The sequence below is a fragment of the Actinomadura meridiana genome (assembly GCF_039537545.1).
Lineage (GTDB): Bacteria > Actinomycetota > Actinomycetes > Streptosporangiales > Streptosporangiaceae > Spirillospora > Spirillospora meridiana.
This window is the reverse complement of the sequence record NZ_BAABAS010000025.1, coordinates 18,818-30,074: the sequence shown is the minus strand read 5'-3', so window position 1 is coordinate 30,074 and position 11,257 is coordinate 18,818. Positions and strand designations below refer to the sequence as shown.

Annotated in this window: 9 protein-coding genes; 5 read left to right on the top strand and 4 right to left on the bottom strand. The window is 68.8% G+C overall.

The genetic code is table 11. The features are described from left to right. Positions 1 to 592: 592 nt before the first annotated feature. The 3 genes from ABD808_RS31875 to ABD808_RS31865 all read right to left on the bottom strand — a co-directional run bounded on the left by ABD808_RS31875 (position 593) and on the right by ABD808_RS31865 (position 4,358). On the bottom strand, positions 593 to 1,456 hold the full coding sequence (locus ABD808_RS31875) for an alpha/beta fold hydrolase (protein ID WP_344904798.1): 864 nt from the start codon (positions 1,454 to 1,456) through the stop codon (positions 593 to 595). 313 nt (positions 1,457 to 1,769) lie between these two features. Continuing rightward, a complete protein-coding gene (locus ABD808_RS31870; RefSeq protein WP_344904795.1) occupies positions 1,770 to 3,050 on the bottom strand; it encodes an ArsB/NhaD family transporter in 1,281 nt (426 codons plus the stop codon). 12 nt (positions 3,051 to 3,062) lie between these two features. Beyond that, positions 3,063 to 4,358, bottom strand: a complete 1,296-nt coding sequence (locus tag ABD808_RS31865) for a cation:proton antiporter (protein WP_344904792.1) — start codon at positions 4,356 to 4,358, stop codon at positions 3,063 to 3,065. 148 nt (positions 4,359 to 4,506) lie between these two features. Here ABD808_RS31865 and ABD808_RS31860 point away from each other — a divergent pair, with 148 nt between their 5' ends. From ABD808_RS31860 to ABD808_RS31840, 5 genes are all read left to right on the top strand, one after another. Further along, positions 4,507 to 4,983: a CBS domain-containing protein gene (locus ABD808_RS31860; protein WP_344904789.1), complete on the top strand. Its 477-nt coding sequence runs from the start codon at positions 4,507 to 4,509 to the stop codon at positions 4,981 to 4,983. 461 nt (positions 4,984 to 5,444) lie between these two features. Further along, positions 5,445 to 5,825: a hypothetical protein gene (locus ABD808_RS31855; RefSeq protein WP_344904786.1), complete on the top strand. Its 381-nt coding sequence runs from the start codon at positions 5,445 to 5,447 to the stop codon at positions 5,823 to 5,825. Positions 5,826 to 5,918: 93 nt separating this feature from the next. Then, complete coding sequence (locus tag ABD808_RS31850; RefSeq protein ID WP_344904783.1) at positions 5,919 to 7,748, top strand: serine/threonine-protein kinase; 1,830 nt, start codon at positions 5,919 to 5,921, stop codon at positions 7,746 to 7,748. 189 nt (positions 7,749 to 7,937) lie between these two features. After that, on the top strand, positions 7,938 to 9,170 hold the full coding sequence (locus ABD808_RS31845; protein ID WP_344904781.1) for a hypothetical protein: 1,233 nt from the start codon (positions 7,938 to 7,940) through the stop codon (positions 9,168 to 9,170). Positions 9,171 to 9,234: 64 nt separating this feature from the next. Next, positions 9,235 to 9,555 (top strand): hypothetical protein, encoded by a 321-nt coding sequence (locus ABD808_RS31840; protein ID WP_344904778.1) that lies wholly within the window; start codon positions 9,235 to 9,237, stop codon positions 9,553 to 9,555. Positions 9,556 to 9,788: 233 nt separating this feature from the next. Here the strand turns inward: ABD808_RS31840 and ABD808_RS31835 are convergent, their stop codons facing one another. Continuing rightward, positions 9,789 to 11,195 (bottom strand): sensor histidine kinase, encoded by a 1,407-nt coding sequence (locus ABD808_RS31835; protein ID WP_344904776.1) that lies wholly within the window; start codon positions 11,193 to 11,195, stop codon positions 9,789 to 9,791. Positions 11,196 to 11,257 lie beyond the last annotated feature (62 nt).

Here is an 11,257-nt window from a genome sequence, read left to right as displayed (position 1 = left end):
AAGCAGCGTAGATCTGCACGCATATCACCCATCAAGCAGCTGTCCGGAAAGCGCGGGGCCCCTCATGCACCGGTTCAGGCTCATACGGGGTCCGTCGCAGACTGGCGCTCAGATCGCCCCATCGCGCCCATGACATTCGGACGCTCGGCTGAGTGTGTTGGCTGGTGGGGTGTTGTTGGTCCGGCTCGGGTGGTGACCGCGTTGGCCAACCCTGGGCCGATACACAGGCACGCCTGGTGGCACCCCCGTCGATCAGCACGGGCGGCGGCTATTTCGCCGGGGACAGGTGGCGCCCCCGAACGGCCAGGGTAGGTTCCTGCCGGTGCGGCGTCGGGCTGTTGCGGGCTGGTCGCTGAGATGGTCTGTGACGGGTTGGACGCCTCCGGGTGGGCGGTGTGCCGGACGTACCTGTCCGCGCGGCACCACCGGGGCAGCGGTGTGCGTGCTTTGGCGAGCCGTCTGAAGTCGGTCCGTGTTGGCAGTTCAGGAAGGATTCCTTCGCGAGGGGTTAGGCACCAACCGCAGCACAAGACCCGACGACATGATCTCCGAGCATGCTGCGAGCCACCGGCCATCCACATTAGAAACGGTCTTACGAGATGAGGAATTCGGCCATCGCGACGGCGATAGCGGGGTAGTCGTCGCCGAGCCAGATGAAGTGGCTTGGCGCTCGGCTGGTGATCAGGCGTGCGTCGGGGAGCGCGGCGGCCAGTGCCTGGGCGTGGGCGTAGGGGACCGCGCCGTCGTCAGGAGTGGCGATGATCATAGTTGGTTGGGTGACTGCTGGCACGGGCCGGTCGCCGTCGGCCATGTTCTTGAGGTCAGTGGCGAAGCCGGCGCCTGAACGCATCGTGGCGAACAAGTCCAGTAGCAGGGAGCGTTGTTCGGCGGTCAGGTTATCGATCATTGGACCGACGGGTCGTGTGGTCAGGTCGCGCAGCAGTAAGCGTAGAGCTGTCCGCGGAGCGCGCCGGACCAGGGCGTGGATGGCGATCCAGGTGGCCTTCTCGGCATGTGCGGAGAACACGAGGCCGCCACCGAGCCGGATGCGGCGGTCGGGCCAGGACAGAAACCCGACGGCGCTCTGCAGGATCAGGCGCTCCACCAGGTCAGGATGACGGGAAGCCAGCGTCACTGCGGTGGGGCCGCCCGCCGACTGGCCCACGGCGGCGACCAGACGGGGGATCCCGAGCTTGCCGCACAACTCGGCGACCACGTCGCTGAAGACCGTGGGGGAGGTCCCAGTGGTGAGCGGGGTGTCCCCGTACCCGGGACGAGATGGCACCAGCACCGAATATCCGTTCGCGACGAACACCTCCTCGCCCAGAGGCAGAGAGGCGCGCACGTGTCCGCCGTGCAGGATCAGAACTGTGCGCGGGCCGTGGCGTTCCAGCCGATACTCAACCGGCCCGCAGGACAGTTCCGTCACGGTAGTGGGGCGGTTCAGCTTGGCCATCGAGCTCCTCTTCCGGCTCGCGGCCAGGATCTGCCCCGAACCTAGCGGGTCATCGATCAACGCGCCCGCACCGGCTTTGCGGGCCGCCGCGCGGGCGCACGCGAGTCGGCCCAAGGTACCGGGGGCGGAGGATATGAGCAGCTCCAGAATGGCAGGTCGTCGCGTCGCCTGAATGACGTGAGGGAAAGTCGATCCGAACGGACACCCTGCGGCTTGCTCACAAGGCCCAAAGCCATACATCTTCGGTGACCGAGTAAAAGCATTCCGTGCGAATTCGGCCCGTGTGGTGCGCCGTGAGTGCTGGCCGGGATTCTCACAGGTACCGCAGCCAGAGGTAGGGGACGGTGAGCGTGACGGTGACGGTGGTGACGATGAGGCCGTATTTGGTGAAGTGCCAGAAGCTGATCGGGGTGCCGTTGCGGGCGGCGATGCCCAGGACGACGACGTTGGCGCTGGCGCCGATGGCGGTGGCGTTGCCTCCTAGGTCGGCGCCGAGGGCGAGTGCCCACCACAGGACGGTGCCGTCTCCGCTGGGCTGTTGGTGGACGAGGTCGGCGACGATGGGGCTCATGGTGGCGACGTAGGGGATGTTGTCGACGATCGCCGACAGTGCGGCCGAGGCCCAGAGCAGGAGCATGGTCGCCAACCCCAGGCGGCCGTCGGTGGCGTCGGTGGCGGCGTGGGAGATGTCGCCGATGACGCCGGTCTCCACCAGGCCGCCGACCATGACGAACAGGCCGGCGAAGAAGACGAGGGTGAGCCATTCGACTTCTTCCAGCGCCTGTTCGGTGGTGACCTTGGTGGCCGCCACCAGGATTCCGGCGCCCAGCAACGCGACGACCGACGGCTCGTAGTGCAGGACGGGGTGCAGCACGAACGCGGCCACCACCAGGACGAGCACGGCCAGGCTCTGCCACAGCAGTCGCCGATCGGTGATGGCCTCCTTTTCCCTCAGGGCCATGACCTCCGCGACGCGGTCGGGGTCGTAGGTGAAGGCGCTGCGGAACAGCCAGCGGCACAGCAGGCAGAAGACCACCATCAGGCCCACGACCAGCGGTGCCAGGTTGACCAGGAAGTCGTTGAAGGACAGGCCGCCGCGGCTGGCGATGATGATGTTGGGCGGGTCGCCGACCAGGGTGGCGGTGCCGCCGATGTTGGAGGCCATCACCTCGGCGATCAGATACGGGATGACATTCAACGCGAGCCGTTCACAGACCAGGAAGGTGACCGGGGCGATGAGAAGCACGGTGGTGACGTTGTCCAGCAGCGCGGAGGCGACGGCGGTGATGACCGTGAGCATGACCATCAGCCGGTAGGGCTTGCCGCGTGCGCGTTTGGCGGCCCAGATCGCCACGTACTCGAACACGCCGGTCTGGCGCAGCACCGAGACGATCACCATCATGCCGAGCAGCAGGAAGATGACGTTCCAGTCGATGCCGGACTCGGTGGAGAAGAACGCCTTCTCGGCGTCGGTGATGTGCAGCAGCAGCATGAGCCCGGCGCCGGCGAGGGCGACGGCGGTGCGGTGGATCTTCTCCGACGCGATGAGCACGTAGGCGGCGGCGAAGATGACGATGGCGGCTACGGCTGCCAATGCGGCTCCAGATCACTGTGGATTCTCGTGGGCGGGATCGTCGGAGTCGGCCGGTGGATCGGCACCGTTCCGCGATTCTCGTGATGTCGGGGAGCTTCCCGGTCTCCGGACGAGTGTGCGGGCCCGGCCGAACCAGGCCGGGACCTCGTGTTCGTCGTCGAAGCTGCGGGCGACGATGATGTCGGTGGAGGAGTGCGCCAGTATCGACAGCGCGATCGTGACGCCGACGAGGTGGAAGATGTGCTCGCCCTCCACGATCCCCGCGTCGAGGACGAGCAGCCCGTAGACCACCGAGGCGAACCCCTTGGGGCCGAACCACATCACCGCGGCCTGCTCGCGTGGGGTCAACCGGGACCCCAGGAACGACACCCAGATCGCCAGCGGCCGGGCGACGACCAGGGCGAGGACGGCGAACGCCCAGCCCGTCCAGCCGACGTCGCCCAGGAACGCGGGCGACAGCAGCGCGCCGAACACCAACAGTGCGGCGAGTTTGAGGAGTTCGGCGACGAGCTCGCCGAACTCCTCGAACGCCGCCCGATGCTGGTGGCCGATGCTGGCGACGGTGACGCCCGCGGCGAACGCGGCCAGGAAGAGGTTCCCGTGCGTTGCCTGCGCGGTGGCCAGCACCAGCAACCCGATGGCGACTGCGTTCAGCGGTTCGTACTTGGGTGCGATCGCGAACAGCCGGGTCCGCACCAGCATGATCGCCGCCCAGGGGATCGCCACGCCGATGGCCAGCCCGCCCGCCAGTTCGGCGCCCAGTTCGCCCAGGTGCAGGTCCTCCTCTCCTTGGGCGATCGCCAGGAAGAGCACGACGAACGACAGGACGAGCCCGTCGTTGACCCCCGACTCGACGTTGAGCAGGTGCCGCAGCCGTGGCGGCACCTTGTCATTGCCGACCAGTGCCGCGGCGAACACTGGATCGGTGGGTGTGAGGATCGACGCGATCAGCATGGACTCCACCCAGCCCAGACCGACGACGAAGTGCGCGAGGAACGCCGTGATCAGCAGGGTGAGCGGCAGGCCCCAGCCCAGGGCGCGCCCGGGGAGGCGCCAGGCGCTGCGCAGGTCGTGCCAGCCGGCGTGCATCCCGTCGGTGAACAGGACCGCGAACAGCGCCAGCTCCGCCAGCTCGGAGACGAGATCGTCCCCCGGCCGCAGGGAGACCAGTCCGGTGACGCCGTCCCCGAGCAGGAACCCGCCCACCAGGAACAGCGCCGCGGTCGACAGCACGGTGCGGTGCGCGAGGTTGGAGACCAGTACCGCCAGCAGCAGCAGGGCGGCGAAGGCGAGCAGGAGATGGGTCATACCGGTGCTTTCGGGGTCGGCGAACAACGTTGCCGACCAGACTTCCCGGCTCACCCGGCAATGACCTTACGGGACTCGTGGTCGTTTTCCACGCAGGTGGGCGGTGATCTGTTTCGCCTGCTGGCGACTGTCGGCTAGTTTCGCAGGTGTGCGCGCACGAGAACTCGCCGTCGAGTACCCCACCGTGACTCCGGACACCAGCGCGCTGGACGCGGTCCGGTTGCTGGCCGAGCAGCGGCTGCCCGGCCTCTTGGTCGTCGATTCCCAGGGCCGCGCCGTCGCCGTGATCACCGGCTCGCGGCTGCTGCGTCACATCATTCCGCCGCACGTTCGAGATGATCCCGCCCTCGCCCGCGTCTATGACGAGCACCATGCCGACCGGCTCTGCGCGCGGCTCGGTGAACGACGCGTCGCGGATCTCCTCGGCGCGGAGCGCGGACCACTTCCCGTGGTCGACGCCGACGCCACCGCCATGGAGATCGCCAGCGTCATGTCGGGGGCCGGCAGTCCCATGGTGGCGGTCTCCGGGGAGCCCGACCGGGTCGACGCGCCCGTGGTCGGCGTCGTCACGGCGGCACAACTGTTCGAACGGCTCCTGCCCGACCAGCCCGGCGCCCCCGCATAGCGGGTCCGTGCCGGCCGGACGTTTTCGCTGAGATGTTCGACGGCGATGATCGGACCGCGGCCGGTCGGTCGTCGCTACCTGGCACGGTTCGCGACCGCGGCCCGGCGAATCGGGCCCGTATCCCACCGCGAACCCCGGAGGCAACCTGCGGTTTTGCCACAACCGGACACACGGTCGGTGCCCTCGGCGGACGGACGGGACAGCACCAAATGGTGCAATACTCCGAGGTCTTCATGGAAAGGGTGGGCATGTACCGACGGGCAGGCATTTCGATCTTGATGGTCTCGGCTGCGATGCTGATGGGCGCATGCGGGTCCGGCGGTTCGAATGCTTCCGGCAGTTCGTCGCCCACGGCCGGTGCCTCGGCCACGGATGGTTCCTCGGCCACGGACGGCGCGTCCGCCGCGCCGAGCGGCACGAGCGGGGGGCCGGTATTTCTCGGGCCCGACGGGTACGGCGCCGTGAAGCTCGGCATGAAGCGGGAGGACGCCGAGGCCACCGGGCTGATCACGGTCAAGGACGAACCGCCGGGCGGGATCGGGTGCGGCACGTTCGACTTCAAGGAGTTCCCGCAGAAGGGGCCGTACGCCGGAGGGAACTTCTCCCCGCAGCTCGGTGTCGCGTCGATCTTCGCCGTGGGTGACATGCGCACCCCCGAGGGCATCACGACCGGATCGGCGGCAGCCGAGGTTCAGAAGGCCTACCCGGAGCTGAAGAAGGGGCCCAACGCCTCTTTCGTCACGGTTCCCGGCAACCCCAAGGCCGTGTACACGTTCCTGATCGAGAACGGGCGCGTCCGGCAACTCGTCCTTGATCTGGCCACTCAGACCTGCCACAACTGAGGCTGGAATCGAACTCGCTCCCCAGACACGTCCGAACATTCGGGCGGGCTGCCGCATCCCAACCAACACCGTGGTGGGCGACGAGGAGAGCATGTGGGGGATTGGCAGATCTCCGGGTTCCGCGAGATGCGGGAACTCGGTGCGGGAGCGCAGGGACGGGTCGTCCTGGCGGTGCACGAGGAGTCCGGTTTCCCGGTCGCGGTGAAGTACGTCCCGGCCCTGGCGGGCGGAGGCGCACCGGCCGGACTGCGGCACGAGGCCGAAATGCTGGCCCGGGTGTCCAGCCCTCACATCGCCAAGCTGTACCAGCTGGTCGAGAGCGAGCACGGCAGCGCGATCGTGATGGAGGCGGTGAACGGCGCCCCCCTCAAGACGATCCTCAAGCGGCACGCGCGGCTCGACCCGGCGGCCGCGCTGACCGTGCTGAAGGGGTCGCTGCTCGGCCTTGCCGCGGCGCACGCGGTCGGTGTCGTCCACCGGGACTACAAGCCCGCGAACGTGGTGGTGCCCGAGGACGGGTGCAGCAAGCTCATCGACTTCGGGATCGCGTCGGCCACCGGTTCGGCGTCGCGGTCGGGCACGCCGTCCTACATGGCGCCCGAGCAGTGGCTGGGTGGGGAGGCCGGGCCGTCCGCCGACGTGTACGCCGCGACGTGCGTGTTCTACGAGTGCGTGACGGGGACGCGCCCCTTCGGCGCCGACACGGCGGTGGGGTTGCGCGGGCAGCACCTCACGGCGCCCGTTCCACTGGACGATCTGCCCGAACCGCTGCGGCCGCTGGTCACCAGGGGCATGGCCAAGGACCCGGCCGACCGTCACGCCGGGGCGCTGGACTTCGTCGCGGACCTGGAGGACATCGCGCGCGCCGCCTACGGCGACGATTGGGAGCACCGCGGTATCCGGACGCTCGCCGTCACCGCGGCGGCGCTTTCCATGCTGTTCCCGCTCACCGCCGCCGGACTCTCGATCCCAGCGGGGACGGGCGTAGCCGGAGCCGGAGCAGCCGGAATCGGAGGCGCCGGAGCCGGGGGTGCCGGGGCCGGTGGGGTGAGCGGCGGTGTCCAAGCGTCCTCGGGGTTCCTGGCCAAGGCTGCCTTGGCCAAGATCGCGCTGGTCGTCGCGGGCGCCACGGCGGCGGGAACCGTCGGCGTCGTCGCCTACCAGGCGACCCGCCCGGAGGCCGCGCCGACGCCCGTGGTCACCCTGGCGTCCCTGAACCAGGCGTACCCCGACCGGGCACTGCGGGTTCAGAACGGCCAGTACGCGCAGGTCGAAGGTCTCAAGGAGGCGTCGGTGCAGGCCGCCGCCAACAAGGCCCTGCGCGTCCCGCTCGACCAGGCCATCACCTTCTACAAGGAATGGGGCAAGACCCCGGCCGCGCGGGCGGCCTGCGGAGGCGACCCGAACGTGCTGGGCACGCGGGTGATCAAGGGCTTGAGCGGCCCGACCCTGGTGTCGGTCCGCTACGTCCCCGAGTTCCGGCGCAACTGCGGCGCGGCGCCCGGCTACTACCCCGGGTTCGTCGTCACCGTTGATCTGCGCACCGGACGCGCCCTGACACCCGACGACGTCCTCGCACCCGCCTCGTTCACCAAGGCCGGAATGACGCGCCTGTGGGACGCCATTCCGGACGGCGCGGAGAAACTGCAACTGCGACGCGGCTACTCCGGGTCGGGCGGGTTCTTCAACCCGTTCACCCGGGAGTCGTTCCATGTGACCGTGCGGCGTCCCGAGTCACCTCCCTGGGCGCTCACGTTCTTCGGCGACAAGAACTTCAACCTGCTCTACACCGGGCAGGACATCGGCGTCGCCTCCGACCCGTTCAACCTGGGCCGCACCAGTGTTTACAGCTTCCCCATTTCCTATGGACGGGTCAGGGGCCTGTTCAAACCGGAACTGGCCGCGCTGCTTCCCGCGTCATGATCCCATTTGCTGGGCGCGCCGATAATTTACGGCTCCGGACGCGAACAAATCGCTACTGAAGACAATCAGAAAACGTGGTGTCCAACTCGTGGGCACCTGCGTTTCTAGGCTCCTGCCCACGTTTCCATCGGCCCCCCGCCTCCGTTCCGCAGACCCGCGGAATCCGCATCGTATGAAGGGGATCGATGAATGCGCCCAACACGAATGGCGGCGAGAACCGCGGCGGTGTCGGCCATGCTGGCCCTCGCCGTCACCGCGTGCGGCGGCGAGGGGGGCGACGGCGCGCGGCCCGGCCGCACATCGGGCTCGACCGCCGCGCCGTCCGTGCCCGCGCCCGCGACGTCCGGGCCACCGGCCGTCTACACGATCGGCGACGCGCCACCGTCCGGGACGGGGGCCGCCTCCGGGGTCGTCCTGACGCAGGAGGTCAACGCCGGTGGACGCACCGCCTGCGTGGTCCTCGCACTGAAGGACGGGAAGCTCGGTGAGGTCGGCCGCTTCGGCTATCCGGCCAACACGGCCGGGCAGGATCCCGCGCATGGTTTCGAGCCCTGCGACCAGCGGACCTCCTTCACCACCGACTTCACCCAGATGGCGGGCGTGCGGTCCTACCGGGTAAGGCCCGGCGTCGACCGGCATCCGGCGCTGCTCGCCATGGACGGCACCGTCACCGACATATCCGGACGTGGTGACAAGGGCGTCGCCGGAGCGTCCCAGTCCAATCCGACGATCGAGCCGACGACCGGTCGCGTGTGGATGTGGCGCACCAATCCCAACAAGGGAGTCGGAAACCCGACGATGCTGCTGCACTCCATGAAGCCGGACGGCAGCGACGCCAGGGACGAGAGCGCCGCGCAACCGAAACGGGAGGACCGCCGGACGTCCCTCATGTTCGTCGGGCAGCAGTTCACTTTCCTCGGCGGGCAGCCCATCTACGTCGAGACCGCCAAAAAGGCGATCGCCACGCCGGACGGCCGCACGGCCGTCTTCAGCGATCTCGGCGAATACCGGGTCGGCCCGATCGCCACGCTGCGGACCAATCCCGCGCTGCCGGTGACCGGTGCAGTGACCTCGATCAAACCACAGGTATTTCTGCCCGATGACGGCACCGGATCCCGGTTTGTCGCGACCAGCGGAGAGAAAATCGTCCTCTGCGCCATCGGAGACTCCGCGATCACCACGACCCTTCTCTACGAGCCGACCGACATGGCGTTGAAGTTCGGCATCTCGCAGAGCTCGTTCGTGGCGGCCGATGACGGTTCCGTCTACTACACGGTGCGCAATCGTGTCCCCGCGCAGAACGGCGCCGAGCGTGTCGCCCGCCTCGTCCGGCTGAAGGACGGCCAGGCCACCGTGGTCGCGGTCGTCGCCGCCGACAGCGGGACCGCGACCCCCCTGACCGCCCTGACCTACGTCAAGTAGGCCACGGCAGGCACCTGTCACCGCCGAAACGCGCCGAACCCCCACTGGAGAGATGATTATGAAAATGGCCACCGGCCTGACCCTGCTGTGCGGCACCGCGCTCGCGCTGTCGGCCTGCGGCTCCTCCGGATCGCCGGAGGAGTTCCGCTCCCTGCTGACCGAGCGCGGCATCAAACCCGACCACGTCAAGTCGGTCGCGGAGGTCGACGACGGCTACGCCGCGCTCGTGTACGTCCGCATGAACTGCGAGCTGCGCTTCACCTGGGACGGCGACGACACGATGAAAATCACCTCCGTGAACAGGAAAAAGCTGCCCGAAGCCCGCGGGTTCACCGGGAAGGAGGAGCCCGGCTACCTCGGTGCCATCTGCGACACCGACCTGTGAGCCGACGCGAGATGTGAGGCCGGGGGCGGCCCGGCCAGGCGGTGAGGATCTCGACGGCCGCCCGCCGGGCCCCCGGGGCGCCGATGCCGCGCGCGGCTGAGCTTGTTCGCCGCGCTCAAGCGTCGCGAGATCCGCGCCAGTGCCGTCCGCACGAGGTCTCGTGCCGGGCCCCCGCGAGGACGCCGGTGATCGCGAACGGTTCCGCGGCCTGGGGCCCAGCTCAGGCACGGCGCTCACCTGGACGCGGGCGGGGTGTCGGGCAGGGGGAGACGGAGGGCGAATCGGGTTCCGGACGGGGTGTCGTCGACGGTGAGCGAGCCGTTGTGAGCGGAGGCGATCTCGTAGGCGATGGCGAGGCCGAGGCCGGTTCCGCCTTCGTCGCGACTGCGGGCCGTGTCGAGCCGGGTGAAGCGTTCGAAGATCCGGCCTCGGTCGGAGCGGGGAATCCCGGGGCCGTCGTCGCTGACGGTGAGCAGGGAGCTGGTTTCGCCGCTGGTGAGCTGGACGTCGATGGTCGTGGCGGCGTGCTGCTGGGCGTTGTCCAGCAGGTTGTTCACAAGGCGTTCCAGATAGGTGCGTGTCCCCGAGACGTGGATGTCTGGGGCGAGCCGGGTGCCCAGGACGATGGGGTCTTGTCCGCTGTTGAGGAGCTGCCGACGTGCCCGTGTCTCACCCTCGACCAGAGTCGTGAGGTTGAGCGGCTCGACCGTCTCGGCTCGTGAGCCGATCTGGGCGAGGAGCAGGAGGTCGGTGACCAGGGACTGCAGCCGGTCGGTGGCTCCGATCGCGGCCTGCGCGGTCCGCTCGACGTCGGTGTCGTCCGGATGCATGAACAGGTCCTCCAGGTTGATGCGCAGCGCGGCGATCGGCGTCCGCAGCTCGTGCGCGGCGTCGGAGGCGAATCGCTCCTGTCTGCGGATCGATCGTTCCAATCGGTCAAGGGTCGCGTTGGCGGTACGGGCGAGCCGCGCCACCTCGTCGTCACCCGACGGTTCGGGCACGCGGCGCGACAGGTCGCCGCCGCCGATCTCGGCCAGCTCCCTGCGGATGTTGTCGACGGGCCGCAGGGTCCGGCCGACGATGCGCCAGGCGGCCCACGACGCCAAGGCACTCAGTGCGAGGACGCCGCAGGCGAGAAGGAGTTCCAGGTACAGCCCGGCCAGGATGGTCGGTTGTTGGCTTCCCGCGTAGATCACCACCGAGTCGCGATCAGGCGACACCCGGATCGCGACCACGGTCAGGCAGCCCATGCCCATCACATCGCATTCGGTGAACTCCTGGACGCGGTTGTTCGGCGACGGCACGACCTTGCTGATCGGAGGCCAGCCGCCTGCCGGGACGCTCGCGTCCAGAACACGACGGTCGGCGCCGACCACCTGGAGATACCGGACGCCACTGGCGCCTTCGGGGATCGGATGGAGCAGTGTTCCCTGCCGTACCGCGGTCGCCACCCGGCGCGCGGCGAGCTCGGTATGGGCAACGGCGGTGTCGTGCCGCTCGGATCGGGTGATCTTGTCGAGGGCGATGGCGAGGAGGCTGAGGACCAGCACGGCGACGGCCGCCGTGATCAACGTGTCCCGTCCGCGGATCGTCCGGGGGCGCAGACGAATGTCGTACCGGCCCATCAGCACCCCTTTCACATGCGGGGCTTCCGGTAGCCCTTCGGTTCAGTGACCACTGCGGTCCAAACAGGGGATGGCGT

What these genes read in the sequence shown, in the direction of transcription:
- ABD808_RS31875 (WP_344904798.1), bottom strand. Translation starts at nt 1,456, where the DNA reads ATGGCCAAGCTGAACCGCCCCACTACCGTGACGGAACTGTCCTGCGGG.
- ABD808_RS31865 (WP_344904792.1), bottom strand. Translation starts at nt 4,358, where the DNA reads ATGACCCATCTCCTGCTCGCCTTCGCCGCCCTGCTGCTGCTGGCGGTA.
- ABD808_RS31840 (WP_344904778.1), top strand. Translation starts at nt 9,235, where the DNA reads ATGGCCACCGGCCTGACCCTGCTGTGCGGCACCGCGCTCGCGCTGTCG.
- ABD808_RS31845 (WP_344904781.1), top strand. Translation starts at nt 7,938, where the DNA reads ATGCGCCCAACACGAATGGCGGCGAGAACCGCGGCGGTGTCGGCCATG.